24 protein-coding genes are annotated in these 26,835 nt (G+C 65.4%); 15 read left to right on the forward strand and 9 right to left on the reverse strand.

The window, feature by feature from the left end:
• The first annotated feature begins 395 nt into the window (after nucleotides 1-395).
• From dctP to HOP53_RS20275, 5 genes are all read left to right on the forward strand, one after another.
• Nucleotides 396-1,529 carry a TRAP transporter substrate-binding protein DctP gene (dctP, locus tag HOP53_RS20255; protein ID WP_234271675.1) on the forward strand — a complete coding sequence of 378 codons (1,134 nt, stop codon included), beginning with the start codon at nucleotides 396-398 and terminating at the stop codon, nucleotides 1,527-1,529.
• Nucleotides 1,530-1,607: 78 nt separating this feature from the next.
• Nucleotides 1,608-2,126 carry a TRAP transporter small permease gene (locus HOP53_RS20260; RefSeq protein ID WP_103969798.1) on the forward strand — a complete coding sequence of 173 codons (519 nt, stop codon included), beginning with the start codon at nucleotides 1,608-1,610 and terminating at the stop codon, nucleotides 2,124-2,126.
• A 3-nt stretch (nucleotides 2,127-2,129) separates the two neighbouring features.
• Nucleotides 2,130-3,428: a TRAP transporter large permease gene (locus HOP53_RS20265; RefSeq protein ID WP_234251680.1), complete on the forward strand. Its 1,299-nt coding sequence runs from the start codon at nucleotides 2,130-2,132 to the stop codon at nucleotides 3,426-3,428.
• Nucleotides 3,429-3,685: 257 nt separating this feature from the next.
• On the forward strand, nucleotides 3,686-5,260 hold the full coding sequence (locus HOP53_RS20270) for an acyl CoA:acetate/3-ketoacid CoA transferase (RefSeq protein ID WP_234271676.1): 1,575 nt from the start codon (nucleotides 3,686-3,688) through the stop codon (nucleotides 5,258-5,260).
• Between the two features lie 20 nt (nucleotides 5,261-5,280).
• Entirely contained in the window at nucleotides 5,281-6,471 is a 1,191-nt protein-coding gene (locus HOP53_RS20275) for a thiolase family protein (RefSeq protein WP_234271677.1), read from the forward strand.
• Between the two features lie 45 nt (nucleotides 6,472-6,516).
• Here HOP53_RS20275 and HOP53_RS20280 read toward each other — a convergent pair whose 3' ends face one another.
• The 6 genes from HOP53_RS20280 to HOP53_RS20305 form a co-directional block, all read right to left on the reverse strand.
• On the reverse strand, nucleotides 6,517-8,301 hold the full coding sequence (locus HOP53_RS20280; protein WP_234271678.1) for an acyl-CoA dehydrogenase: 1,785 nt from the start codon (nucleotides 8,299-8,301) through the stop codon (nucleotides 6,517-6,519).
• Between the two features lie 12 nt (nucleotides 8,302-8,313).
• Complete coding sequence (locus tag HOP53_RS20285) at nucleotides 8,314-9,099, reverse strand: SDR family NAD(P)-dependent oxidoreductase (RefSeq protein WP_234271679.1); 786 nt, start codon at nucleotides 9,097-9,099, stop codon at nucleotides 8,314-8,316.
• A 10-nt stretch (nucleotides 9,100-9,109) separates the two neighbouring features.
• Nucleotides 9,110-9,880 (reverse strand): crotonase/enoyl-CoA hydratase family protein, encoded by a 771-nt coding sequence (locus HOP53_RS20290; protein ID WP_234271680.1) that lies wholly within the window; start codon nucleotides 9,878-9,880, stop codon nucleotides 9,110-9,112.
• Between the two features lie 248 nt (nucleotides 9,881-10,128).
• Nucleotides 10,129-11,139, reverse strand: coding sequence for a TRAP transporter substrate-binding protein (locus HOP53_RS20295; protein ID WP_234271681.1), 1,011 nt, complete (start codon nucleotides 11,137-11,139; stop codon nucleotides 10,129-10,131).
• 44 nt (nucleotides 11,140-11,183) lie between these two features.
• A complete protein-coding gene (locus HOP53_RS20300) occupies nucleotides 11,184-12,152 on the reverse strand; it encodes a PDR/VanB family oxidoreductase (protein WP_234271682.1) in 969 nt (322 codons plus the stop codon).
• Entirely contained in the window at nucleotides 12,149-13,213 is a 1,065-nt protein-coding gene (locus HOP53_RS20305) for an aromatic ring-hydroxylating dioxygenase subunit alpha (RefSeq protein ID WP_234271683.1), read from the reverse strand. The genes HOP53_RS20300 and HOP53_RS20305 overlap by 4 nt, the downstream gene beginning before the upstream one ends.
• Nucleotides 13,214-13,384: 171 nt before the next feature.
• On the opposite strand from HOP53_RS20305, the gene HOP53_RS20310 reads away from it, so the two are divergent.
• The 4 genes from HOP53_RS20310 (at nucleotide 13,385) to HOP53_RS20325 (ending at nucleotide 17,146) form a co-directional block, all read left to right on the forward strand.
• Entirely contained in the window at nucleotides 13,385-14,059 is a 675-nt protein-coding gene (locus HOP53_RS20310; protein ID WP_234271684.1) for a GntR family transcriptional regulator, read from the forward strand.
• Nucleotides 14,060-14,293: 234 nt separating this feature from the next.
• Entirely contained in the window at nucleotides 14,294-15,328 is a 1,035-nt protein-coding gene (locus tag HOP53_RS20315) for a TRAP transporter substrate-binding protein (RefSeq protein ID WP_234271685.1), read from the forward strand.
• A 14-nt stretch (nucleotides 15,329-15,342) separates the two neighbouring features.
• The gene (locus tag HOP53_RS20320) at nucleotides 15,343-15,867 is read left to right on the forward strand and encodes a TRAP transporter small permease (RefSeq protein ID WP_234271686.1); all 525 of its coding nucleotides are present in this window, start codon (nucleotides 15,343-15,345) and stop codon (nucleotides 15,865-15,867) included.
• Nucleotides 15,860-17,146 (forward strand): TRAP transporter large permease, encoded by a 1,287-nt coding sequence (locus HOP53_RS20325; RefSeq protein WP_103969816.1) that lies wholly within the window; start codon nucleotides 15,860-15,862, stop codon nucleotides 17,144-17,146. Before HOP53_RS20320 ends, HOP53_RS20325 begins: the two co-directional genes overlap by 8 nt.
• Nucleotides 17,147-17,198: 52 nt before the next feature.
• Here the strand turns inward: HOP53_RS20325 and HOP53_RS20330 are convergent, their stop codons facing one another.
• Complete coding sequence (locus HOP53_RS20330; RefSeq protein ID WP_234271687.1) at nucleotides 17,199-18,104, reverse strand: helix-turn-helix domain-containing protein; 906 nt, start codon at nucleotides 18,102-18,104, stop codon at nucleotides 17,199-17,201.
• Nucleotides 18,105-18,246: 142 nt separating this feature from the next.
• Here HOP53_RS20330 and pobA point away from each other — a divergent pair, with 142 nt between their 5' ends.
• The 5 genes from pobA to HOP53_RS20355 all read left to right on the forward strand — a co-directional run bounded on the left by pobA (nucleotide 18,247) and on the right by HOP53_RS20355 (nucleotide 24,002).
• On the forward strand, nucleotides 18,247-19,431 hold the full coding sequence (pobA, locus tag HOP53_RS20335) for a 4-hydroxybenzoate 3-monooxygenase (RefSeq protein ID WP_234271688.1): 1,185 nt from the start codon (nucleotides 18,247-18,249) through the stop codon (nucleotides 19,429-19,431).
• A 265-nt stretch (nucleotides 19,432-19,696) separates the two neighbouring features.
• The gene (locus HOP53_RS20340) at nucleotides 19,697-20,623 is read left to right on the forward strand and encodes a Bug family tripartite tricarboxylate transporter substrate binding protein (protein WP_234271689.1); all 927 of its coding nucleotides are present in this window, start codon (nucleotides 19,697-19,699) and stop codon (nucleotides 20,621-20,623) included.
• A gap of 72 nt (nucleotides 20,624-20,695) precedes the next feature.
• Complete coding sequence (locus HOP53_RS20345; protein WP_234271690.1) at nucleotides 20,696-21,196, forward strand: tripartite tricarboxylate transporter TctB family protein; 501 nt, start codon at nucleotides 20,696-20,698, stop codon at nucleotides 21,194-21,196.
• A gap of 30 nt (nucleotides 21,197-21,226) precedes the next feature.
• Complete coding sequence (locus tag HOP53_RS20350; RefSeq protein ID WP_234271691.1) at nucleotides 21,227-22,732, forward strand: tripartite tricarboxylate transporter permease; 1,506 nt, start codon at nucleotides 21,227-21,229, stop codon at nucleotides 22,730-22,732.
• A 46-nt stretch (nucleotides 22,733-22,778) separates the two neighbouring features.
• Nucleotides 22,779-24,002, forward strand: coding sequence for a CaiB/BaiF CoA transferase family protein (locus tag HOP53_RS20355; RefSeq protein ID WP_234271692.1), 1,224 nt, complete (start codon nucleotides 22,779-22,781; stop codon nucleotides 24,000-24,002).
• Between the two features lie 6 nt (nucleotides 24,003-24,008).
• On the opposite strand, the gene HOP53_RS20360 is transcribed toward HOP53_RS20355, so the two are convergent.
• Nucleotides 24,009-24,722 carry an SDR family NAD(P)-dependent oxidoreductase gene (locus HOP53_RS20360; RefSeq protein ID WP_234271693.1) on the reverse strand — a complete coding sequence of 238 codons (714 nt, stop codon included), beginning with the start codon at nucleotides 24,720-24,722 and terminating at the stop codon, nucleotides 24,009-24,011.
• A 277-nt stretch (nucleotides 24,723-24,999) separates the two neighbouring features.
• Here HOP53_RS20360 and HOP53_RS20365 point away from each other — a divergent pair, with 277 nt between their 5' ends.
• A complete protein-coding gene (locus HOP53_RS20365; RefSeq protein WP_234271694.1) occupies nucleotides 25,000-26,049 on the forward strand; it encodes a GGDEF domain-containing protein in 1,050 nt (349 codons plus the stop codon).
• Nucleotides 26,050-26,125: 76 nt separating this feature from the next.
• Here HOP53_RS20365 and HOP53_RS20370 read toward each other — a convergent pair whose 3' ends face one another.
• Nucleotides 26,126-26,794, reverse strand: a complete 669-nt coding sequence (locus HOP53_RS20370; protein ID WP_234271695.1) for a nitroreductase — start codon at nucleotides 26,792-26,794, stop codon at nucleotides 26,126-26,128.
• Between the last annotated feature and the right edge of the window lie 41 nt (nucleotides 26,795-26,835).

Consider the following 26,835-nt stretch of genomic DNA (forward strand, 5'->3'; position numbering starts at 1 on the left):
AGAAAACTTTAAAATTATTGGTTAAATAACCCGCTATTTGTCGAAAAGGTAATGCAAGATGCCAGCCGCTACATTTCATTTTTGAGTGTATCGCCCTCGACTATAGGCTGCAACGATCCGTCGCTGACCCTTCGTTCGATGGCTCTCACCATGGTGCCGTGGTGGGCGAGCGATAGTGCCGTGAATCCATGCCGAGGCGCGCACAGCTAGGCAAAGCACTAGCGAGGCTCGCCAAACGTGTTGAGCCCGCGCTCTGGGATGTCATTGTGCCAAGCGGACTTAGACCAAAGTCGGGTATCGAGAGGGGTTGATGAGTGGACTATAATCGGCCATCAGATAGATGACTACAACCATTGTTGATTCAACAAACAAATATAATCCATCTGGAGACACCCATGACGAATCACACGCTGCTCAAGACCGTTGCCATTGCCGTCACCGTCGGGAGTCTGGCGCTCGCCAGCCATGCTCAGGCCCGTGAGTTGCGCATGGCGCCTGGGGTACCGCCCGCTCATCCCGCCTACAACCCGATGTTCACCCAGTTTGCCGAGCGCCTGGAGGAGAAGACCAACGGTGAGCTGAGGGGCAATCTGCTGGGCACCGAGGTGGCCAACATCGGCAACATGCGCAATGCCATCCGCAGCGGTCTGGTGGAGGCGGGGCTGTTCCTGCCGGCCTATTTCCCGGCCGACCTTCCCGAGATCAACCTGGTCGGCGACATGGCCTTCCTCGGCACCACGCCCCATGCCATGGCGGCGGCAGTGACGGAATATATCGTTACCTGTGCGGAATGTCAGGAAGAGCTCAAGGCGCTGGGTATCGTCTACACCAGCTCGCATGCCTCTGATCTCTATCGCATCCTGAGCACCAAGCCGGTACGCTCCCTTGCCGATCTGCGCGGCCTGCGCATGCGCGTCGGCGGCCCGCAGTACTCGCGCTGGGCCGAATCGGTCGGCCTGACACCGGCGACCATGTCGGTGGGCGAGACCTACGAGTCGCTCTCTCAGGGTGTGATCGAGGGCACCATCGCCTCCATCGCCGACATCATTTCCTTCCGTCTTGACGACGTTCTCAATTACGTGACCGACGTCGAGCTGGGCACCTTCCACAGCACCATCTCCCACGCCGTCGGCCAGCAGGCATGGGACAGCCTGACGGAGGAACAGCGTGAAGCGATGATCCACGCTTCCGTCGAGGCGAGTGCCGCCATCACCCAGCGCTGGGGTTACGAGATGGCCGAGGAGGCGCGCGAAGTTGCCAAGGAGAGCGGCATCGAGATTCTCGAGCCCGAGCAGGATCTTCTCGATGCCATTCCGGCCTTCATTGAAGAGGACCTGGTCTACGCCGCGGAGCAGGCCGAAAGGCGTCACGGTGTGCAAGACGCCGAGGCCAAGATCGAGCGCTTCCAGGCGCTGGTCGACAAGTGGACCGAGATCGTCGAGGAGATCGGCGACGATCACGAGGCCATTGCCGAGGCCATGAAGCGTGAAATCTTTAGTGACGTCGACTTCGCCACCTACGGCAGCTGAGTAGGTCGTGTACCCCACGAATGGCCGGCCTTCGGGCCGGCATTTGTGCAGTGTTTTCCTTGATGTAGGAGACGCCCCATGGCTGTGTTATATCGCCTGACCAACCTCGCCGCTGTCGGCTTGGCGCTGCTGGGCACTTTGGGGATTCTGCTGATGGTGGTGCACATCACGCTCGATGTGGTGCTGCGCTCGACGCTGTCGATCTCCATTCCCGCCACGCTGGAACTGGTGACCCGCTACTACCTGATCACCCTGGCATTGCTGCCGCTGGGCTGGGTCGAGTGGCGCCGCAACATGATCAGCGTCGAAGCGCTGGAAGGCCTGATGGGCCCCAGGCTGATCCGCATTTCCGACGTTCTGGTATCGCTGCTCTCGGCGGCCATCTACGCCACGCTGGCCGTGGCCACCTGGGGCAAGGCCATGGAGCAGTACCAGATCGGCGCCTACGTCATGTCACTCAACGTGCCGATGCCCGTTTGGCCGACCTATTTCGTACTGCCCGTGGCCTTTGCGCTGGCTGCATTGGTCTGCCTGGTCAGGCTGCCGCTGCTGGCGACGGGAACGACGTACGATTCTCCCGCGCAAGAGGAAAGGTAATTCATGTCCGTTGCGACCGGTTTCTATGGCTTGATCATTCTCCTTGTCCTGCTGGCACTTCGCGTACCGGTTGCGCTTGCTCTGGTGTCGGTCTCATTGGGCGGCATGACCATGATGTTCGGCTGGAACACCGCCATCGGCATGCTCTCCTCGACGCCCTATGAGTTCATCGCCAAGTGGACGCTCAGCGCGGTACCCATGTTCCTGCTGATGGGCTTCGTCTGCTACCACGCCGGGCTGACCAACGGCCTGTTCAATGCGGCCAAGGTGGTGTTCCGCTGGCTGCCGGGCGGCGTGGCCATCTCCAGCATCTTTGCCAGCTCCGGCTTTGCCGCGGTGAGCGGTTCCAGCGTCGCCTGCTCGGCGGCCATGGGGCGCATCGCGATTCCCGAGATGGTGAAGGGCGGCTACAAGCCCAGCTTCGCCTGCGGCACCATTGCCGCGGGTGGCACCATCGGGGCGCTGATTCCCCCCAGCATCCTGATGATCGTCTACGGCGTGTTCGCCCAGGTCTCGATCACCCAGGTGTTCCTGGGCGGCATCACCATCGGCCTGCTGACCGCGGTGAGCTACTGCATCGTGATCCTGGTGGTGAGCTGGTTGCGCCCCGACATCGTGCCCCGGGAGGCCGTTGGCGCCCGCGAGGTGTCTCCGCGTCAGGCGCTGCTCGATATCTGGCCGGTGCTGGCGCTCGGGGTGCTGGTGTTCGGCGGCCTCTTCTCCGGCTTCTTCACCGCCACCGAGGCCGGTGCCGTCGGCGCTGCCGGGGCGATTCTTATCGGCCTGGTGCTGCGGCGGCTGAATGGCAGGGCCATGAAGGCGGCGCTGCTCGAGACGCTCTCCACCACCTCGGCGCTGCTGATCATCGGCGTCGGTGCCAGCATGTTCACCATGTTCCTGAGCCTGAGCGGTGTGGCCGGCTACATCACCGGTGCCGTCAGCGGCTGGGACCCCACCTATCTGGAACTGATGCTGGTGGTGGTGTTGATCTATCTCTTCCTCGGGCTGTTCATGGAGCCGTTCGGCGCCATGCTGGTGACCCTGCCCGTGCTGCTGCCGATCTTCGAGCTGTATGACGTCAGCCTGATCTGGTTCGGCGTGCTGCTGGTCAAGCTGCTGGAGATCGGCATGATCACGCCGCCGGTGGGCATGAACATCTTCGTGATCAAGGGCGTGGCCGGGCAGTACGCCTCGCTGATGGACATCTTCCGCGGCGTTTCGACCTTCCTGGTGGCCGACATCCTGGTGGTGGCACTGGTGATCTTCTATCCCCAGATCGTGCTGGTGTTGACCAGCGGCTGACGGGAGCGCCCCGCTAGCCGGGGCGTTCGAGTGGGAGATCCATGAGTCAGTATGTTTGTTGATTCAACAATATATATCCATGCTAGGCCTTGTACGAAAAGTCGGCGAGCGATGGCCAGACAAGGCAAAAATCGGCGAAAAGACGGAGCTTACGGGGTGTAAATGAGTACTTTGAGCCGATTTTTAACGCCGTATGGGCGAGCGCAGACAGTTTTCGTACAGAGCCTAGTGGTGATTTCGCAAGAGGGCCGACAACAGTGAAGCCGACAAGTGTGAACAAGATCATCGACAGCGCTGCCGCGGCGAACCTGATCCAGGACGGCGATACGGTCATCTGGACCACCGCCGGCCTGTGCGGCTTCGCCGAAGCCGTGGCCACGGCCCTGGAGCAGCGCTTCCTCGAGACCGGGGCGCCCCGCGACCTCACCGTGGCGCACAGCTGCGGCTGCGGCGACGGCAAGAGCCGCGGCATGAACCACCTTGGCCACGCCGGCCTGGTCAAGCGCTTGATCAGCGGCCACACCGGCCAGGCGCCGCGCATGGGCGAGCTGATTCGCGAGAACCGCGTCGAGGGCTACCTGCTGCCCCAGGGCGTGCTGGCGCACCTGTGGCGCCATATCGCCGGCAAGAAGCCCGGCGTGCTCAGCAAGGTGGGGCTCGGCACCTTCGTCGATCCGCGCCTGGCGGGGGGCAAGGCCAATAGCGCCGCCGAGGAGGATCTGGTCAAGCTGGTCGAGCTGGAAGGCGAGGAGTGGCTGCTCTATCGCACCTTCCCGGTGGATGTGGCAGTGATCCGTGCCACCACCGCCGACGAGCGCGGCAACCTGAGCATGGAGCGCGAGGCGCTGTTCCTCGAGCAGCTCTCCATGGCCCAGGCGGCCAGGAACAGCGGCGGCATCGTCATCGCCCAGGTGGAGTACCTGGCCACCCAGGGCAGCCTGCACCCCAAGCAGGTCAAGGTGCCGGGCGACCTGGTCGACTACGTGGTGGTGGCCGAGCCCGAACACCATATGCAGACTATCACCACCACCTACAACCCGGCCCTGGCCGGCGATCTCAAGGTGCCGCTGGGCGGCATCAAGCCGCTGCCGCTGGACCCGCGCAAGGTGATCGCCCGGCGCGCCGCCATGGAGTTGGTGCCGGGCGGGGTGGTCAACCTCGGCATCGGCATGCCGGAAGGGGTCTCCAGCGTGGCGGCGGAAGAGGGCGTCAGCGACCTGATGACGCTGACCACCGAGCTCGGCACCTACGGCGGCGTGCCGGCCAGCGGCGGCGATTTCGCCACCGCCTACAACGCCGAGGCGATCATCGATCACGGCTATCAGTTCGACTTCTACGACGGCGGCGGCCTGGCCGTGTGCTTCCTGGGGCTGGCCCAGACCGACCACGAGGGCAACCTCAACGTCAGCAAGTTCGGCGACAAGGTGGTGGGGCCGGGCGGCTTCATCAACATCAGCCAGAACGCCCGCAAGGTGGTGTTCTGCGGCACCTTCACCAACGGCGGCAAGGTGGCGGTCGAGGGCGGCAGCCTGCGGATTCTCGAGGAGGGGCCGCGGCGCAAGTTCGTCCAGCGCGTCGACCAGATCACCTTCAGCGGTCGCTACGCCCACGAGACCGGCAAGCCGGTGCTGTTCGTCACCGAGCGCTGCGTGTTCGAGCTGCTCGACGGCGAGATCACCCTGACCGAAATCGCCCCCGGGCTGGACGTCGAGCGCGACATCCTGGCGGCCATGGACTTCGTGCCGCGCATTGCCAGCGAGCTGCGCGAGATGCCGGCGGAGCTCTTCCAGCCCCAGTGGGGCGGCCTGCGCGCACACCTGACCCGCGACTGAACAGCATTTGGAGATCGGACATGTTCAAGAACGCCTACATCCCCTACGGCGGCTACTACACCACCCCTTTCTGCAAGTGGATGGGCAGCCTGGCCAACGTCAACTCCATCGAGTTGGGTGCGGCCACCAGCAAGCGCTGGTTCGCCGCCCGCGACATCGATCCCGCGCTCATCGACTACCTCTACCTGGGGGTGTCGGTGGGGCAGAAGTCGATCTTCTACGGCGCCCCCTGGGCCGCGGCCATGATGGGCGCCGGCCAGGCCCCGGGGCAGAACATCACCCAGGCCTGCGCCACCGCCACCACAGCGGTGTTCAATGCCGCCCTGGCGGTGGATTCCGGCAGCTTCGACACCACCTACTGCCTGCTGGCCGACCGGCCCTCCAACGGCCCCCACACCATCTGGCCCAACCCCAACGGGCCGGGTGGCGAGGTGATCGCCGAGAACTGGAACATGGACAACATCGCCGCCGATCCGGCCACCGGCAAGGACATGCTGACCACCGCCGAGAACGTGGCGCGGGAGCACGGTTTCAGCCGCGAGCAGGCCGATGAGCTGACCCTGCGGCGCTATGAGCAGTACGCCGAGGCGCTGGCCAGCGAGCGCGCCTTCCAGAAGCGCTACATGTTCCCCGTGGAGGTCGCGGTCTCGCGCAAGGAGACCAAGCTCGTCGAAGCCGACGAGGGCGTGACTGCGACCTCCGCCGAGGGACTCGCCAAGCTGCGCTGCGTGCAGCCGGACGGTATCCATACCTACGGCGCCCAGACCCACCCGGCCGATGCCAATGCCGGCATTCTCGTCACCACCCGCGAGCGGGCCGTCGAGCTCAGCCGCGACCCGCAGATGGCGGTGCAGGTGGTGGCCTACGGCCATGCCCGCACCAAGCCGGCGCACATGCCGATGGCGCCGGCCGAGTCGGTCAAGCGTGCGCTCGCCCGGGCCGATCTCCGGCTCGACCAGATCAAGACGATCAAGAACCACACGCCCTTCATCGCCAACGACCTGCACCTTTCGAAGGCGCTGGGGCTCGACGCCTACAGCTTCAACAATTACGGCACCTCGCTGGTCTACGGCCACCCCCAGGCGCCGACCCTGGCGCGTCTGCTGATCGAAGCCATCGAGGAGACCGCACTCAAGGGCGGCGGCTACGCCCTGGTGACCGGCTGCGCCGCCGGCGACTCCGCCGCGGCGCTGATCGTCAAGGTGGGGTAAGGCTGGTGGGGAGAGGGCCTAGGGCCCTCTCTCAAAGCCCTGCTCTCAAAGCCCTTTCTCGGAAAAGCGGCTCAGTACCGCCCCTGCGTAGCGCAGGGTATGGGCATGGCTGTGAGCCTGGGGTGCCTGGGTGGCCAGGTAGAAACGGGCCAGTTCGCTCAGCCCCGTCAGGTAGTCGGGGTCGCCGTCGCCTGCTGCGCGGCGGGCCTCGGCGGCCAGCGCCAGGCGGGCCATCTGCCAGGCGCCGCAGGCGATGCCGAGCAGGTGCAGCAGCGGCACGGCACCGGCGTAGAGTTTGGCGGTGTGGGCCTTGTGGGCCAGCAGCCAGTCGACGGTTCCGTCGAGCAGGGTGGCCTGGTCGTAGAGCGGCTGCGCCAGGTCGCCCAGGTGCTCATGACCGTCGAGCCGACCGGCCGTCTGACGAATATCCGCGATCAGCTCGCGCAGGGTGGCGGCGTCCTCGCGCAGGATCTTGCGACCCAGCAGGTCGTTGGCCTGAATGCCGGTGGTGCCCTCGTAGATGGTAATGACGCGGGCGTCGCGGAACAGCTGGGCCACCCCGGTCTCCTCGACGAAGCCCATGCCGCCGAACACCTGGATCGCCTCGTCGCAGAGGTCGTTGCCCACCTCGGTGCACCAGCCCTTGGCCACCGGCATCAGCAGGTCGACGTAGCGGCGGTACTTGTCGGCAGCCTCGGCCTCGGGGTGATGACGGGCGAGATCGAACCAGCCGGCGGCGCTGTAGAGCAGGCCGCGCATGGCCATCAGCCGGGCGCGCATCGACACCAGCATGCGCTTGACGTCGGGGTGGGCGAGGATGGCCTTGCCGGCTTCGCCGGTGACGATGTCGCGCCCCTGCACACGCTCCCGGGCGTAGGCGAGGGCGGCCTGATAAGCGCGCTCGCCCAGGGCCACGCCCTGAATGCCCACGTTGAAGCGGGCCTCGTTCATCATCACGAACATGGTGGCCAGGCCCTGGTGCGGCTCGCCCACCAGATGGCCCAGGGCGCCGCCGTCGTCGCCGTAGCTGAGGGTGCAGGTGGGGCTGCCGTGGATGCCCATCTTGTGCTCGATGGCGATGCAGCGGATGTCGTTGCGCGGCCCCGGCTCGCCCCGTTCGTCGAGCAGGTACTTGGGCACCAGGAACAGCGACAGGCCCTTCACTCCCGGCGGGGCGTCGGGCAACCGGGCCAGCACCAGATGCACGATGTTGGGGGTGAGTTCGTGCTCGCCGTAGGAGATGAAGATCTTCTGGCCGAACAGACGGTAGGCGCCGCCGGGCTCGGGCTCGGCGCGCATGCGCGTGGCGGCCAGGTCGGAGCCGGCCTGGGGCTCGGTGAGGTTCATGGTGGCGGCCCATTCGCCACTTACTATCTTGTCGAGCCAGGTGGCTTTCTGCGCCTCGCTGGCGGCGATCATCAGCGCCTCGGTCTGGCCCACGTTGAGCTGGGGCAGCATGGCGAAGGCCATGTTAGCCGAGAACCACATCTCCCACACCGGGGTGGAGACCAGCTTGGGCAGGCCCTGGCCACCATGCTCAGGGGGCAGCGAGAGGCCGATCCAGCCGGCCTCGCGAAACCGGTCGTAGGCTGCCTGCCAGCCCTCGGGGGTGACCACTCGCTCGCCTTCCAGACGGCAGCCCTGCTGGTCGCCGACCGGGTTGAGCGGCGCGAGCACGCCGGCGGCGAACTTGCCGGCCTCCTCCAGCACAGCGCTGACCAGATCCGGCGAGGCATCTTCGCAGCCGGGAAGCTCGCCGATCCGCTCGAGGCCGGCCAGCTCCTCGAGGATGAACTGCATATCGCGCAGCGGCGCCTGGTAATCGAGCATGGTGGCCTTTCCTTACCTCGGAGCCATCCGGATCGCCCCATCCACCCGAATGGTCTCCCCGTTGAGCATGGGGTTGTCGACGATATGGCAGGCCAGGCGGGCGAATTCGTCGGGCTCGCCCAGGCGGTTGGGGAAGGGGATGGACGCGGCCAGGGACTGCTGCGCCTCTTCCGGCAGCGCCTCCATCAGCGGGGTTCTGAACAGCCCCGGGGCGATGGTCATGACGCGAATGCCGTGGCGGGCCATCTCCCGGGCGATGGGCAGGGTCATGGCGACGATGCCGCCCTTGGAGGCGGCATAGGCGGGCTGGCCGATCTGGCCGTCGAAGGCGGCTACCGAGGCGGTGTTGACGATCACTCCGCGCTCGCCGTCGGCCTGGGGCTCGCCCTTGGCCATGGCGGCGGCGGCCAGGCGCAGCATGTTGAAGGTGCCCAGCAGGTTGATGTTGACGATGCGGGCGAAGGCGTCCAGCGGCAGCGGCTCGCCGTGGCGATCGACCACCTTGGCGGGGTCGCCGACTCCGGCGCAGTTGATCAGCCCGTGCAGGCCGCCGAAGGTGTCCACGGCCAGCGCCACCGCGGCCTGGGCATCAGCCTCGCTGGTAACGTCGGTGCGGCGGAACAGCGCGCGGTCGGTGGCGCTCCTGGCGTTCAGCTCGTCCGCCAGCGCTTCGCCGCGCTCGGCATTGAGATCGGCGATCACCACGTTGCCGCCGGCATCGTGCAGGGCGCGGGCGGTGGCTTCACCCAGCCCCGAGGCGCCACCGGTGACGATGAAGGTGTTGTCCTGGAATTTCATGATGCTTTCCTCAGGTACGTGGGCCCTGGCCCTTGTGCTTGAAGAAGTTGCCGATGCGCTCGGCCACCTCGGGGCTGGTCTGGGTCAGGGCGGCGGTGAGCGATTCCACGAACAGGCCGTCGTCGCTGGCCATGTTGTCGATGCGCGAGATGGCTGAGACCATGGCCCAGTTGGCCATTGGCGCGTTCTCGGCGATGCGCGCGGCAAGCTGGCGGGCTTTGTCGAGACTCTCGCCGTTTCCGACCACGTAGTGGGAGAGGCCGAGACGCTGGCCCTCGTCGGCGTCCATGACGCGGCCGGTGAGCATCATTTCGCACATGCGGCCGGGGCCGATGATGTTGGAGACCCGCACCGAGGCGCCACCGCCGACGAAGATGCCGTGACGCCCTTCCGGCAGCTGATAGACGGTGCTGGACTCGGCGACCCGCACATGGGTGGCGGTGGCCAACTCCAGCCCGCCGCCGATGACGGCCCCCTGCATGGCGGTCACCACCGGCAGGCCGCCGTTCTGCAGGCGATCGAAGAGGCGGTGCCAGCCGCGCGAATGCTGCACCACGCCGAAGGGGTCGCGATGCTGATGTTCGGCGAGGTCCAGACCGGCGCAGAAGTGCTTGCCCTCGGCGGCCAGGACGATGACCCGGGCCTCTTCCGGCGTTGCCACCAGGGCCTCTTCCAGGGCGCTGAGCAGACGGTCGCTGACGGCATTACGCTTCTCCGGGCGCGCCAGGGTGATGGTGTAGATGGTGTCGTCCAGAGTCGTCTTGACGAGCGTTTCGGTCATGTGTGCCTCGGCAATAATCGTCAAGCTGAGCGCTTGTTGTTCGAAGATACTGTTGTGTAACTAAACAATAGATAGAGTACAGCAGTCGCCGAGCCGGGTCATTCCTACCTTTCTTCGACTTTAGTCTTGCAAGAAGCGTTCTGGAGGAGAAACGAAGACGGCAGCCCGAGGGCTGCCGTAACGAAGGGTGACTTAGCGAATGGAGGGTGGCGGGTAGAGTATGGCGAGTGAAGCGACTAGCGATGAACTCAGCCGCGGCACTCGTCCTGTAGCGCGAGGGCGGCTTCGTAGATCTCCCGGCCTTCCTCGCCGACTTCGTCCAGGTAACGTTCGATGGTCTCGTTCAGCACCGGCCCCCAGTCGGGATGCTCGAGGGCATCCTCGATGACCAGAAACTCGTGGCCGGCCTCTTCGGCGTCCTGGCGGCCCTGACGGATCAGCTCGTCATAGACCTCGGCGGCGCGCAGTGACCACTCCAGGCCGCTGTGGTCGTCGATCACCTGCTGCAGGTCTTCGGGCAGGCTGTCGTAGGTGCGCTGGTTCATGGTGGCGAACAGCGACAGGTCGTACAGCGGCACTTCGGTGTGGTAGCTGGCCAGCTCGTTGAGGCGGAAGGTCTTCATGCCCTCCCAGTTGAAGCTCAGCCCGTCCACCACGCCGCGCTGCATGGAGGTGAACACTTCCGGCGCCGGCATGCCCACGGCCTGGGCGCCGAGTCGGGTGAACATGTCGCCGACCACCGGCGTGGGACGGCGCAGGCGCAGCCCTTCCAGGTCCGCCGGCGTCTCGATCAGGCGCTCCTTGGTGTGCAGGTAGCCGGGGCCGGTGGTGAACATGAACAGCGGCCGGGTATCGGAATACTCCTCGTCGAAGTGGCCCTGCTCGTAGAGCGACTGCAGGATGCACGAGCCCTGGCGGCTGCTGGCCGAGACGCCGGGCAGCTCGACCACCTGGGTCAGCGGGAAGCGACCGGCGTTGTAGCCCTGGGCGGTGGCGCCGATGTCGGCGATGCCGTTGACCACGCCCTGGTAGGCGTTGTCGGCACCGGTGAGGGTGGCGCCGGGGAAGATCTGCACCTGCAGGCGGCCCTCGGAGGCCTCTTCGACGCTCTCCGCCCAGGCCTGGAACAGCTCGCGGTCGATCAGCGAGCCGCCGGGCCAGACGTGGGCGATACGCAGGGTGGTGGCCTCGGCGAGAGCCGGTGCGGCCAGCAGCGTGGTTGCCAAAGCGATACCGGTGACGATCTTGCTGGGTGTCATGGGGATGTTCCTCTTGTCGTTATGGGTGTCGTCATGTGAAGCACCTACAGGTCCAGCACCAGAACCTTGCTCTTGGCCCGCGAACAGCAGGGGGTGAACTGGTCGTTGGCGGCGTGCTCGTCGTCGTCCAGGTAGAGGTCGCGGTGGTCGGGCTCGCCCTCCAGCACCCGGGTCAGGCAGGTGCCGCAGACGCCCTGTTCGCAGGAGACCATGATCTCGATGCCGTTCTCGGCCAGCACCTGATGCACCGTCTTGTCGGCGGGCACGGTGAAGCTGGCGCCGCTGCTGGCGATCTTGACCTCGAAACTGTCGTCGTCGGCGGTGTCGGTCACGGCGCCGGCGAAGTACTCGGTGTGCAGCCGTTCGCTGGGCCAGCCCGCCGCCTTGCAGGCCGTGAGCACCGCCTCGATGAAGCCGGTGGGGCCGCAGACGTAGACCCGGGCGTCGGGATCCGGCGTGGCGACCAGCGTCTCGAGGTCCAGCTTCTGCTCCGCTGCGCCATCGTCGAAGTGGAAGTGGACCCGCTCGGCGAAGCCGGACTCGGCGATGCGCCGACGAAAGGCGGTGCGCTCCGGCGAGCGCGTGCAGTAGTGCAGCTCGAACTCGGCATCGGTGTGGGCAAGGCGCTCGGCCATGCACAGCAGCGGCGTGATGCCGATACCGCCGGCCAGCAGCAGGGTGCGCGCTGCCGGCTTGAGCGGAAAATGATTCTTGGGCGCGCTGATCTGAATAAGGTCGCCGACCTGGATCTCCTCGTGCATGGCCACCGAGCCGCCCCGGGAGGCGGGGTCGCGCAGCACGCCGATCAGGTAGCGGTCGCGCTCCTCGGGGTGGTTGCACAGCGAGTACTGGCGAATCAGGCCGCTTCTGACCTGCACGTCGAGATGGGCGCCGGCGCTGAACGCCGGCAGCGGCCGACCGTGAGGGTCGGCCAGCTCGAAGGTGACGATGTCCCGGGCCTCGTCGTGGCGCGCCTTGACCTCGACGATCAGCGAGAGAGGAACGCTGCTCATGGGGTGACGCCCTCCCTGGCGGTTCGCTCCTCGGTGAGGATGCGGTCGATGATGCGTCTGGCCTGTACGCCGCCGCCGTCGATGTTGAGCTTGAGCAGCTGGCGCTCCGGATAGCGCAGCAGGTTGCGCTGCTGGGCCTCGAGCATCTCCAGGTCCTCGGCGAAGATCTTGCCCTGGCCCTCGCGGATCTTTTCGGTGAGCTCGCCGTCCTCTGGCTTGAAGTTGCGCGCCATGCCCCAGAAGTACCAGATCGAGGTGTCGGTCTCGGGGGTAATGAAGTCGACCACGATGCTCGATGCCTTGACCGCCGCTGGGGCGTCGTAGCCACCGTTGCCGGCGTGGGCCACGCCCACCTCGATCAGCACGTGGCTCGGCGGGGTAAAGCGGCAGATCTGCCAGCGATCCACCGGCACGTCGTCGGCCAGGCCGCAGCCACGCAGGGCCGCCTGCCAGAAGGGCGGTGCCGGAATGTTTTCCATGTGGCGGCTGGTGATGACCTCGTCGCCCTCCACGGTGGTCTCGGGGGCGGCCTCCTCGATCTCTGGCTGGCCGATGCTGGAGGCGTGCACGTAGGTCTCATGGGTCAGGTCCATGAGGTTGTCGATCATCAGGCGGTATTCGCAGTGGATGTGGTAGAGCCCGCCGCCGTAGGCCCAGTCGGGGCTGTTGGCCCAGTGGAGCTCGGGGATCAGGCTCGGGTCGGCCTGCTCGGGATCCCCTGGCCACAGCCACACGAAGCCGTGGCGCTCCTCGACCGGGTAGGCGCGGATGCTGGGGAAGCCACGTACGCGCTGGCCGGGCATGCCGGCGCACTTGCCGTCGCAGCCCATCTCCAGGCCGTGGTAGCCGCAAACCAGCTTGCCGTCGCGCACGAAGCCCAGCGACAGCGGGGCACCGCGGTGCGGGCAGAAGTCCTCCGCTGCGGCAACGCGGCCTTCGTCGCCGCGAAAGAGTACGATGGGCTCGTTGCAGATGGTGCGCCCCAGCGGCTTGTCCGTGATCTCGTCCGGGGTGCAGGCGACGTACCAGGTGTTCTTGGGGAAGGGGGCCTGTTGACTCATGGTTCTCTCCTCGGCAGGGGCCGGCATGCCGGCGGCGTGAAGCCGCGCTCGGTCACGGTCGTGAATATTGTGTTTGGATCCAAAGTAGAGCTTTTCAGCCTGATGATGGTCAACTTATGCTTTAGTTGGATCCATTGTTAATTTCGAAAGGGCAGCAAGGGTGGTGATCGAGTGAGCGACAGCGACAAGAGCGTGGTGAGCCGGTTGCGCAAGCTGATCGGCGAAGGCTTCTATCAGCCCGGTGAACGTATCGGTGAGGTGGCGGTGGCGGAGCAGTTGGGCGTCTCGCGCACCCCGGTGCGCCTGGCCTTCCGCACCCTGGAGCAGGAGGGGCTGCTGCAGCGGGCCGGCAAGCGCGGCTTCATGGTGCGGGAGTTCACCGAGGCGGACGTGCTCTGCGCGGTGGAAGTGCGCGGGGTGCTGGAGGGGCTGGCGGCACGGCGCCTGGCGGAGCAGGGGTTGAGCCCGGAGCTGGCCGAGGAGCTGACGGTTTGGATCCAAAAGGGGCGCGATCTGCTGGCCAAGGGCTACCTGGAGGAGCGTGACGTCGACGTCTGGAGCGAGCTCAATCGGCGCTTCCACGAAACCATCGTCGGCTCGGCCGGCAGCCCGGTGATCGGCGACGCCATCGCCCGCAACAACCATCTGCCCTTTGCCGCCGCGGATTCCATCGTCATCGACAGCGAGGCGCTCGATCGGGAGTACCGCAAGCTGCAGCTGGCCCAGACCCAGCACGAGCTGGTGTTTCAGGCGCTGCGCCACGGCGAGGGTGCCCGCGCCGAGATGCTGATGCGCGAGCACGCCTTCATCGGCCTGCGCTACGGCGAGCTATGGGGGCTGGGGTGAATCCTCCGGCTGGCTCGGGATTCCAAAAGTCCAATAAAAGTTATCGATAGTCCACATAAATAAGACCTGAAGCGCTGTTTCTTCTTTTAGAGCAACGAAAAATCCAAGCGACATAGACTAATGTCGATTATCGGGTGGGGCAGTGGTGGGGTAGCTTAGTCGCTAAGCCGAACGTGTGTTCGTGTTGCGAACAATGGCACTGCAAATCGACTACAACGACCCTTGGAGGCACCCATGAACCGTGTCCTGTCTCGCTGCCTGCTGGCGGCTTCCATCGCTGGGCTCACTGCCGCTTCCGCCGCGCAGGCCTCCACCACCCTGCGCATGTCGCATTTCTGGCCGGACGGTTCCGGCATCAACCAGGAGATCTTCCAGGCCTGGGCGGAGGCCGTGCAGGAGGCTTCCGGCGGCGAGCTAACAATCGAGAACTACCCGTCCCAGACCCTGACCCGCGCCGATCAGGCCTATCAGGGCGCGGTCAACGGCATCTCCGACATCGCCATCACCGCCCAGGGCTACACCGCGGGCCGCTTCCCGCTGTCGCAGATCGTCGAGCTCCCGGGGGTTTCCGATACCGCCAGCCAGGGCGCCTGCATCCTGCAGACCCTCTATGACGACGGCCACATCGCCAGCGAGTACGACGACACCAAGGTACTGTTCATGTTCACCACGGGGCCGGGGTACCTGCACACCGTGGACAACGACATCCAGTCACCCGCCGATCTTTCCGGCCTGCGTATCCGCCGTCCCACCGCCGTGGCCGGCGAGATGCTCGAGCAGCTCGGCGCCCAGCCGGTCGGCATGCCGGCCCCGGACATCTACACCTCGCTGCAGCGCGGCGTGATCGACGGCCTGAGCTTCCCCTGGGAGGGCATGAAGGTCTTCCGCCTCAACGAGCTGGCCAACTATCACACCCAGGTGCCGTTCTACTCGCTGATCTTCGTCGCCACCATGAACCAGCGCAGCTTCGACCGCCTGAGCGACGAGCAGCAGGCGGCCATCGAGGCCAACATGGGCATGCAGTGGAGCGAAGTGGCCGGCGGCGTGTTCGACGGCCTGGATGAGGCCGGCAAGCAGGAAGCCGAGGAGGCCGGACACACCATCCGCGTGATCGACAATCCGCTCGAGCACGACGACTGGGCCGGTCCGCTCCAGGCGGGGATCGAGAACTACCTGAGCGAGCTCGAAGGCCGCGGCCTGGACAACGCGCGTGAAGTCTACGAAGCCGCTATGGCGGCGCGCGAGGCCTGCTCGGTCGAGCAGGGCTGAGCCGGGAGGCCATGATGCAACCCTTGCTGTTCGCAAGCCGCCAGTTGGGGCGCCTGTGCCTGCTGGTGGCGGGTCTGGCGCTGCTGGCGCTGATGAGCGTGACCATCGTCGACGTGCTGCTGCGCATGGCGTTCCGCCTCTCAGGCGGGGCGCTCAACTGGAGCGTGATCGGCAGCGTCGAGCTGGTGCGCTATCTGTTGATGTTCTCGCTGCTGGCGGCCATGGCCGCCAGCGTGGAGCGCAGCCAGGTGGTGGTGGAGGCCTTCTCACACGGCCTTTCGCCGGTGCTCAAGGAGCGCCTGGGCGGCCTGTTCCTGTTCGGCTTCGTGGTGCTGGGCACGGTCATGGCCATCGGCCTGTGGCAGGAAGCTGCTATCGCCGCCCAGCGTGGCCAGGTGACTCAGGATCTGCGGATTCCCATGGGGCCAATCTACCAGTTCGGTGCCGTGCTGTGTGCGCTGCTGGCGCTGCGCAGCCTGCTGCATGCCGTCCTGGGTGCCTTCTTCGCTACCGAGGGGGGAGGTGTCCATCATGAGTAGCGAGATGATCGGTGGCATCGGCCTGATCGGCCTGCTGGTACTGCTGATTCTGCGGGTGCCAGTGGCGCTGGCGATGCTGATCGTCGGCGTGGTGGGCTTTGCCCAGGTGATCTCCTGGGGCGCGGCGCTCTCCATGGTCAAGTCGGTACCGGTGGACGTACTTTCGAGCTACAGCTTCAGCGCCATTCCGATGTTCATCCTGATGGGGGTGCTGGCCGCCCATTCGGGCATGGCGGGCATGCTGTTCAACTCCACGCGCACCATCTGCGGCGGCTGGAAGGGCGGCATGGCGATCGCCACGGTGGGCTCCTGCGGGGTGTTCTCGGCCATTTCCGGTTCGTCGCTGGCCACCGCCAGCACCATGACCCGGGTGGCGCTGCCCGAGATGGAGAAGCACGGCTACAAGCGCTCGCTGGCCACCGGCACGTTGGCCGCCGGCGGCACCCTGGGCATCATGATCCCGCCCAGCATCGCGCTGCTGATCTACGCCGTGATCACCGAGCAGTCCGTCGGCGACATGTTCGCGGCGGGCATCATCCCCGGCCTGATGGGGCTGCTCTTCTATGCTTTGACGGTGAGCGTGGTGATGCGCATCTGGCCCGATATGGCGGTGCCGGGCGAGCCCACCTCGCTGGGCGAGAAGCTGCGCTCGATTTCCGGGCTGCTGCCGTTCTTCGCCGTGTTCGTGATCATCATTGCCGGCATCTACCAAGGGATGTTCACGCCCACCGAAGGGGCCAGCGTGGGCGCCTTCGCCACCATGCTCTACGCCTTCTACAAGGGCATGCGTCTGGCCGGGCTGTGGCAGAGCGTGCGGGAAACCCTGGCACTCTCGGCGGTGGTGTTCTTCATGCTGGTAGGGGCCGAGACACTGGGCTACTTCATCTCGGTGTCGCGCATCTCCTTCACCATCAGCACCTTCCTCGGCGGGCTGGACGTGCCGACCATCGTCATTCTGCTGCTGATCCTGCTGCTCTACTTCGTGCTCGGCATGTTCATGGATTCCATCGCCATGCTGGTGATCACGGTGCCGGTGGTGTTCCCGATCATCACCATGCTCGGCATCGATCCGGTGTGGTTCGGCATTCTCACCGTGCTGACGGTGGAGCTGGGGCTGGTGACGCCACCGGTGGGCATGAACGTGTTCGTGATCAAGGCGATGGCGCCCCATGTGGGGCTGGGCGAGATCTACCGCGGCGTGGCGCCCTTCATCGTCGCCGACCTGCTGCGCCTGGCGCTGTTGATTGCTTTCCCGGTGCTGTCGCTATGGATGCTATAACCTCGCACCTTTGATCTCCTGCCCCGGTTCAGCCTAGCTGACCGGGGCCTTTTCATTTGGGCGAGGTTTCGGCGTGCTGGCGCAGGCGGAAGTCCCGCGGCGAGAGCCCGGTATTGCGCTTGAAGAAGCGGGTGAAATAGGCCGGTTCGGAGAAGCCGAGGCTGTCGGCGATCTGGCTGATGGTCATGTTGGTGTAGGTGAGCTGGCGCTTGGCCTCCAGCAGCAGGCGTTCGTGGAGCAGCTGCAGCGCACTGCGATTCGCCAGGCGGCGACACAGGGCATTGAGGTGCGCGCTGCTCATGCCGAGCCACTCGGCAAACTGCTCGACGCTGGGCTGCTGGCGGTACTGCGCCTCGATCAGCGTCTGGTACTGGGCGAGGTGCTCGTGGCCGCGGTCGCGGCTCCGTGGCTCCGCGGTAGCGGGGCCGTGCGGCTCAGCCAGGCGCGCGAGTTCCACGCACAAGGCCTGCACCAGCGCACCCAGCATGCGGTCGCGGCCCGCGGCGGGCTGGCGGTACTCGGTGTCGATCTGCGCTACCAGCGTGGCCAGGCGGTGCGCCTGGGCCGCCTGTTCCAGCGGGAAGTAGTTGGCCTGACGCAGCGCCTTGGCCTGCTCCTCGAGCTGCTGGCCGAGCTGTTCGGCCAGCGGCTGGGCCAGGGTGACGATATGCCCTTCGATATCCTGCGAGAAGCGAAAGCCGTGAATGCTCATGGCCGGCACCACGATGGCCAGCGGCCCGCTGAGGGCATGCTGGGTGCCCTCCAGCTCCAGCTCGACCTGTCCGCTGGCGATGTGCAGCACGTGCACCAGGTCGGCGTGCCGGTGGGGGCGGATGTGCCAGTCGTGCAGCCGGCTGCGCTCGGGGATCGATTCGCAGTGCAGCAGGTCGGGTGTCGGCCAGGGGTGGGTCTCACCGTAGAGCTTGAACACGGGCACCGAGGCGTGGGGAGAGTTCATTACGGGCCCTCCAGTACGACTAAAGTCGATAAAGAATGTGCGAAAAGTCCAACTATTGGTATTTATCTTGCCTTAATAGCCGAGACTTTTCATTGAAAAATGCAACTCATGTGTCGTCCCTGACAATAATGAGGCTTTTTCCATGAAGACCCAGGTAGCCATCATCGGTGCCGGCCCCTCCGGGCTGCTGCTCGGCCAGCTGCTGAGCCGCCAAGGCATCGACAACGTGATCCTCGAACGCAAGAGCGGCGAGTACGTGCTCAGCCGCATTCGTGCCGGCGTGCTGGAACAGGGCATGGTCGACCTACTGCGCGAAGCGGGCGTAGACGCACGCATGAACGAGGAGGGCCTGCCTCACGATGGCGTCGAGCTGGCCTTCGACAACCGCCGCGTACGCATCGACCTGGCCGGACTGACCGGCGGCAAGGCGGTGATGGTCTACGGCCAGACGGAAGTGACCCGCGACCTGATGGAGGCGCGGGAGGCCGCCGGCGGCACGACGATCTACGAGGCCGACAACGTGCAGCCGCATGACCTCGAAAGCGACGCTCCCTACGTCACCTTCGACAAGAACGGCGAGACCGTGCGCCTCGACTGCGACTACGTGGCCGGCTGCGACGGCTTTCACGGTGTCTCGCGCCAGTCGATCCCCAAGGATCGCATCAAGGAGTTCGAGAAGATCTACCCGTTCGGCTGGCTGGGCCTGCTGGCCGATACGCCGCCGGTCTCCGACGAGCTGATCTACGCCCGCCACGAGCGCGGCTTCGCACTGTGCAGCATGCGCTCGGCGACCCGCAGCCGCTATTACGTGCAGGTGCCCCTTGACGAGAAGGTCGAGGACTGGTCCGACGAGCGCTTCTGGGCGGAACTCAAGCGTCGCCTGCCCGAAGAGGTGGCGGCCAAGCTGGTCACCGGCCCTGCGCTGGAGAAGAGCATCGCACCACTGCGCAGCTTCGTGGTCGAGCCCATGCAGTACGGCAGGCTGTTCCTGGTGGGTGACGCCGCCCACATTGTGCCGCCCACCGGCGCCAAGGGACTCAACCTCGCCGCCAGCGACGTCAACACGCTCTACCGGCTGATGGTGAAGGTGTATCAGGAGGGCCGCACCGACCTGATCCCCAACTACTCGCAGACCTGCCTGAAGCGTATCTGGAAGGCTGAGCGATTCTCCTGGTGGATGACTTCGTTGCTGCACAAGTTCTCCGACGAGGAAGACTTCGAGACCCGCATGCAGCAGGCCGAACTGGACTATCTCACCTCTTCGGAGGCCGGCCTCAAGACCATCGCCGAGAACTACGTCGGGCTGCCCTACGAGTCGCTCGAGTAGCGTTATTCCTTGCTCCTCCTTGCTCCTCCTTGCCCGGGCTGTGGTGGTTGGCCCGGGCTTTTTCATGCCTGCCGAGAGACTCGCTAAGACTAAGGTCGGGTTTGGAGCCCGGGCGCAACCCAGTACTCTCGATTCGATAACGAATAAGTGTGCGCTTTGCGAACAATTTCAAACGACGATGCGAGGTGGCGTGATGGCTGGTGTGCAAAAGAGCTTGTTGAAAAAGGTGTGCCTTGCGGCATGCGGTGGTGGCCTGGCGGTGGCAATGTCCGTTTCTACTGCCCATGCCAACGAGTGGCCGACCGGCGACGTGCGTCTGGTCGTGCCCTATGCCCCGGGCGGTACCACCGACGTACTGTCGCGTCGTGTGGCCGACCTGCTTCAGGATGAGCTCGACGCCAACGTGGTGGTGGAGAATCGGCCGGGAGCGGGTTCCACCGTGGCCACCGGTCGCCTGGCGCGCGGTGGGCGCGACGCCGCGCATACCATCCTGATGGCCTCGCCCGGACATACCATCGGGGCGGCGATCTATCCCGACCTCGACTACGATCCGGTCGAGGATTTCGTCTTCCTGCAGAACCTGATCGATATCCCCAACGTGATGGTGGTGCCGGCCAGCAGCCCCTATGACAGCGTCGAAGAGTTCGTCGAGGCGGCGCGCGAGCAGAACATGACCTTCAGCCACAGCGGCGTGGGTAGCTCCATTCACATGTCGGGAGAGCTGTTCAAGACGCTGACCGAGACCAACCTGACCGCCGTGCCGTTTGCCGGCAGCGGTGCCGCACTTCCGGCTCTGCTGGGAGGCGATGTCGACGTCTCCTTCGAGAACATGCCGACCGTGCTGTCCCATATCCGCTCAGGCGACCTCAAGGCGCTGGCGGTGACCTCCGCCGAGCGTTCCGAGCATCTGCCCGATGTGCCCACCCTGGTGGAAGTCGGCGACTACAACCTCGACCAGTTCGTGACCACCGCCTGGTTCGGCCTGATCGCTCACGAGTCCTTCTCCGTGGAGGCTCAGGAGGCCATGCGCACCGCGCTCGATGCCGTGATGCAGCGCGAGGAATTCGTCAGCTTCGCGGACCAACTGGGTGCCGAGCCGGGCCAGGTGGCCGGCGAGGAGTTCAAGCAGTTCATCGCCCAGGAGGTCGAGCGCTGGCAGGAAGTGGCCGAGCAGGCCGGCATCAGTCAGTAAGCGAGTCGACCGCTTTCACCGTTCGCTGAGGCGAGGCTCTGTCCTCGCCTCACCTGTCCTCTGGAGGGTGTCATGTCGTCCTCGTCGTCAAAGCGTGTCATGGCGGTTCGCGACCCCGGAGACGTTCTCTCGGGGTGTGTGCTGCTGGTCGCTTCCGCCATCCTGCTGTTCTATCTGATCCCCAACTACATCAGCGAGCCGCCCATCATGCAGAGCCCGCTGATGTCGCCGCGCTGGCTACCGCGCATCGTGGGCGGGTTGATGCTGTTCTTCTCCTGCCTGCTGATCGTGCAGGGAATGCTGGTGGACAACACCGACAAGGAGGATGGACGCCGCATCGAGAAGGGGCCCCGGCTGCGTTTCGCCATGATGGTGGCGGCGCTGGTGGTCTACGTGGCGCTGTTCGAGGCGCTGGGGGCGGTGATCAGCGGCATCCTGGCCACGCTGATTCTGTTCGCCGCTCACCCGGTCAGGACCTGGTGGGTCTACAGCCTGGCCTTCGTGTTACCTGCCGCGGTCGCCTTCGTCTTCGTGAAGGTCATGAACGTACCGCTGCCGCTGATGCCGTTCTGACGGCAGGCGCTACTGCCCCTGGGTGAATGCATGGATATGTTTTCGGAAGTCCTTCATCTCTTTCTCAGCCTGGACAACTTCCTGGCCATTGCGCTGGGGGTGGTCATCGGCGTCGTGGTCGGCTCGATTCCAGGACTGACCGCGACCATGGCGGTCGCGCTGGCGCTGCCGTTCACCTTCACCATGGAGCCGGTGGCGGCCATCCTGCTGCTGGTGGGCATCTACAAGGGCGGCATGTACGGCGGCTCCATCACGGCCATCCTGATTCGCACCCCGGGCTCGCCGGCTTCCGCCTGCACCCTGCTCGACGGCTACCCGATGGCCCAGCAGGGCCACGCCAAGAAGGCGCTCAAGACGGCGCTCTACTCCTCGGTGATCGCCGACTTCATCTCCAACATCGCGCTGATCTTCTTTGCCGCCTACCTGGCCAAGATCGCGCTCAACTTCGGTGCGCCGGAGTTCTTCTGGCTGATCTGCTTCTCGCTGACCATCATCATCTCGCTGGCCAGCGGCTCGATGATCAAGGGCCTGCTTGCCGCCTTGATGGGCATCCTGCTCTCGCTGGTGGGGCTGGACGAGGTCTACGGTTCCCAGCGGCTGACCTTCGGCAACTACAACCTGATGGACTCCATCTCGTTCATCCCGCTGCTGATCGGGCTGTTCGCCATTCCCGAGATCATCGAGTTCTATCGCAAGAAGGCGCTGCCGCACCTCAAGGCCAAGGCCAGCGGGGTGGGCATGACCCTGGCGGAGCTCAAACGCTGCCTGAAGAGCATCATTCGCGGCAGCCTGATCGGCGTGATCATCGGCGCGATTCCCGGCACCGGGGCCACCGCCGCGGCCTTCATCTCCTACAGCGACGCCCGCCGCCGCTCGCCCAACCGCGACAACTTCGGCAAGGGCGAGGTGGAAGGCGTGGCCGCCGCCGAGGCGGGCAACAACGGCGTGGCTGGGGCGACCATGATCCCGCTGCTGTCGCTGGGCATCCCCGGCGACGTGATCACCGCCATCATCCTCGGCGCCTTCATGGTCCACGGCCTGACCCCGGGCCCGATCATGTTTCAGGAGAACCTGACGCTGATCTACGCGCTGTTCGTCGGCATCATGTTCAGTTCGCTGGTGCTGCTGGTGGTGGGCAACGGGGCGATCAAGTACTTCTCGCTGATCGCCGACATTCCCAAGTCGATCCTCTTCCCCATCGTGCTGATGTTCTGCGTCTACGGTGCCTACGCGGTGAACAACGACACCTTCGACGTGTGGCTGATGCTGGGCTTCGGCGTGCTGGGCTACATCTTCAACCGGGCGGCGATTCCGGCGGCACCATTCTTGATCGGCTTCATTCTCGGGCCGATGTTCGAGGACAACCTGCGCCGCTCGCTGCTGATCGGGCACAACGATCTCTCGATCTTCGTGCGCGGTCCGATCACCTGGTTCTTCATCGCCCTGACGCTGGGCTCGATCCTGCTGGCGATCTATCGCTATGTCGCGGCGCGCCGTCAGTCCGTCAGCGCCAGCGTGACGCAGGAGAGCCCGTGAGCGGTATCGCACCCACGGGCGCAACGCAAGAAGCGGGAGAGGTGATATGGCGGGACCGCTGACAGGCCTGCGCGTGCTCGACCTGAGCCGGGTGATGGCCGGCCCTTGGTGTACCCAGATACTCGCCGACATGGGCGCCGAGGTGATCAAGGTCGAGCGCCCGGTGAGCGGTGACGACACGCGCCACTGGGGCCCGCCCTGGCTCAAGGATCGCGGCGGCAACGAGACCCGCGAATCCGCCTACTATCTCTCGGCCAACCGCGGCAAGCACTCGGTGACCGTGGACATGGGCCAGCCCGAAGGGCAGGCGCTGATCCGTGAGCTGGCCGCCCAGAGCGACATCCTGGTGGAGAACTTCAAGCGCGGCGGGTTGGCGCGCAAGGGGCTCGACTACGCCACCCTGGAGGCGATCAATCCCGGGTTGATCTACTGCTCCATCACCGGTTTTGGCCAGACCGGGCCGATGGCCGCTCTGGCCGGCTACGACTACCTGATCCAGGCCCAGGGCGGCCTGATGAGCATCACCGGCGCCGCCGACGGCGAGCCCGGCGCGGGGCCGCAGCGAGTCGGCATGGCGGTGGCGGACCTGACCACCGGCATGAACGCGACCATCGCCATTCTCGGCGCGCTGCACCACCGTCACCTGACCGGCGAAGGGCAGTACATCGACATGGCCCTGCTCGACGTGCAGGTGAGCTGGCTGGCCAACCAGGCGCAGAACTACTTCTGCAGCGGTACGCCGCCCACCCGTACCGGCGAGTACCATCCCAACCTGGTTCCCTATCAGCCGTTTCCCACCGCCGACGGCGAGAAGGTGATCATCGCCATCGGCAACGACGGCCAGTTCCAGCGCTTCTGCCAGGCGGTGGGGCGCCCCGAGCTGGCCGAGGACCCGCGCTTTGCGACCAATCCCGAGCGGGTCCGGCATCGCCTCGAGCTGGTACCGATCATGGTCGAGATCACCCGCAGCCGTACCGCCGCCGAGTGGATCGCGCTGCTGGGCGAGATCGCCGTGCCCTGCGGGCCAATCCAGAACATCGCTCAGGTCTTCGACGACCCCCAGGTCAAGGCGCGGGAAATGAAGATCGAGCTGGAGTCGCGCCACGGGCCGGTGCCCGGCGTGGCCAACCCGATCAAGTACTCGCGTACCCGGCTGGAGTATCGCAAGGCGCCGCCGGCACTGGGCGAGGATACCGAGGCCGTGCTGGCGCGGCTGCTTGGCAAGACGCCGGAGGAGATCGCCGAGTTGCGCCAGCGCGATGTGATCTAGCGCGGATCAGCCGACGCTGACGCCGCCGCAGACGAACAGGGTCTGGCCGGTGACGAAGCCGCTGCGTGCGTCGCAGAAGAAGCTCACCGCCTGGGCCACGTCCTCGGGTTGGCCCATGCGCCGCGCCGGGATGTTGTCGATGATGCGTCGTGCGCGCTCCGAATCCGGCGGGTTGTTCTCCCAGAAGGCGCTGGTGGCGATGGGGCCGGGGGCGACGCAGTTGACGGTGATGCCGTCGCCGGCCAGCTCCAGCGCCCAGGTGCGGGCCATGGATTGCAGCGCGCCCTTGGTCGCGCTGTAGAGGCTGCGTGCCTCCTTGCCCAGCACCACGCGGCTGGCGTTCATGACGATACGGCCGTAGTTGCGTTCGCGCATGCCGGGCAACAGCGCCTGGGTGCAGATCAGCGCCGAGCGCACGTTGAGGTGCATCAGGCGGTCGAAGTCCTCCACTCGCGTGTCGTCGAGCAGCGCCGGCGCGACGATCCCCACGTTGTTGACCAGACAGCTTACGCTGTGAGCCGCGACGATTTCGGCGAGTACCTCGCGGGTTGCTTCCACCTCGGCGAGATCGACCAGGCGCGCATCGGCTCTGAGCGACTCCGCCTCGGGCTCGACGATATCCAGCACGATGGTGCGATAGCCGTCACGTTGCAGGCGCAGGGCGATGGCCTGGCCGATGTTGCGGGCACCGCCGGTGACGATTGCGCAGGGTTCGGTCATGTGGGGTGGTCCTTGCAAGAGCTTCCGGTTGGTGACGCTGCAGAGGGAGTTGATCGTACGCAATGCGTACACAAGTTCGTTTCAAGGCTGAAGGCTGCGCCCGATCGCCACAATGCGACCTTCGTCTTGAGCGTTGATGGGTGACCTCAAGGCCCCCGCAGCCCGGCCGATATACCTCTGTTAGCATTCGCAAACATGATCGTCAGCGTCGGGTGGGGTCATGCTTTCGTGAAGCCTACTTTCTCGAGAAGTGGCGACATCAGGGGGCGGGGGAGCAATGAACACACCACTAGCGCGTAGGTGGCGGGTCGAGAGCGACACTGACTTGGGAGCGGACTCGCGACGATTCTGGCTGGCCAACTGCTTCTTGATCATCGTTGCGCTGACCTCCCTGGCGTATGCCTTGATCAACTTCTTCTACTTCAAGGCGATCCCTTTGGCGGTCGTCGAGCTGGGGTTCTTCGTCATCGTCGTGCTGGCGCTGGCAGATATGCGGGTCAACCGTAACATCGAGCGATCGGCTTGGGTGACGGTCCTGTCCTGCGGTCTCCTCTCTGCCTTCTTCTTTTGGTATGTGCAGGCGGGTGTCTCTGCAGCGGTATGGACGGTTTTCTTCGCTATCGTCAATTTTTTCCTGCTCGGCACGCGCAAGGGCTTGCCCGTTTACTTGGTTTTTTTCGCAGTCATCCTGTCATTGACCCTCAGTTACCGAAACGACTGGCCGGCGCTGTCGGGGGCCGCCCTGACCAATATCCTCGGCGCGATGATGGCCTTCGGTGCCGCGGCGTATTATCAGGAACGATCCCGGGAGGCCGCCTACCATCGAATCGAAGCGCTAGCCAACCAGGACAGCCTGACCGGTATCTCGAACCGCCGCCATTTCCTGCAGCGCTTCGAACGGGTTCGCCAAGCTCTGTGCAACCTGGATCGTCCGTATGCCCTCGTCCTCATCGATATCGACAACTTCAAGGCGATCAATGATGCCCACGGGCATGCCGTCGGGGACCAGGTCATCGTCGCCGTCACCCAGCGGTTGCTTTCGGCAGTCCGTGCACAGGACCTGGTCGCCCGGTTGGGGGGAGAGGAGTTCTGTGTCCTGCTTTACGACTGCGGGGACGGTGCTGCCTGGCGCCGCGCCGAGAAGCTTCGCCTGGCCGTAGGTGTGGAACCTGTGTCGGTGGAAAGCCAGAGTGTGCACGTGACGATCAGTGCGGGTGTCGCTGTCGGGGACCCGCAATCTCAAGGGTTCAACGAGATGTTTGCGGATGCGGACGTGCATCTCTATGCCGCCAAGGCAAAGGGGCGCGACCAGGTGGTGGGGCAGTAGCTGGCGGCGGCGACCGCCATCGCCGCGGCACTCGCGGCGATGCTGACCAGCCCCCTGGCGAGACTTGGCGCTATCTTCAATAGCCGTGAAAGGTGGCCAAGTTCTCCACCGGCTCGCGCTCGGTGATGAAGTGATTCTCTGGTGCCTCGGGATCTTCGTGACCCACGGCGATGGCGCACAGCACCAGTTCGCTGTCGGCCAGCCCCAGCTGTTCACGGATGATCCGGTGATACCAGGCCAGCGCGGCCTGGGCGCAGGTGTGCAGGCCCTGGCCTCGGGCGGAGGTCATCAGGCTCTGGATCAGCATGCCGGCATCCATGTAGCTGCCGGTCTCGAGGCGTCGGTCGATGGTCACGATCATGGCCACCGGGGCGTCGAAGAAGTGAAAGTTGCGGCGCATCTGTTCGTGGCGCCGGGCCTTGTCTTCACGCTTTATGCCCAACGCTTCGTAGAGGCCGTAGCCGCAGCGCTGGCGGCGCTCGCGATAGGGTTCGAACCACTGGGTGGGGTAGTAGGTGTACTCGGGTTGATGCTCCTCGCCGCTGTCGAAGGCGGCGAGAATGGAAGCGCTGAGCCGGTGCAGTGCCTCACCCGTCACCACGTGAACCTGCCACGGCTGAATATTGTTGCCGCTGGGCGCTCGTCCGGCGACTTCAACGATGTGGGCCAGCGTGTCGCGGCTGACCGGATCGGGCAAGAAGCGGCGAACGGACTTGCGGCTGCGGATGGCGTCGTCGACGTGCATTCAGAAACTCCTTGGTAAGAGCTGTGGGGCGAGCCGCCGGG

The sequence above is a fragment of the Billgrantia ethanolica genome (genome assembly GCF_021404305.1).
GTDB classification, from domain to species: domain Bacteria; phylum Pseudomonadota; class Gammaproteobacteria; order Pseudomonadales; family Halomonadaceae; genus Halomonas; species Halomonas ethanolica.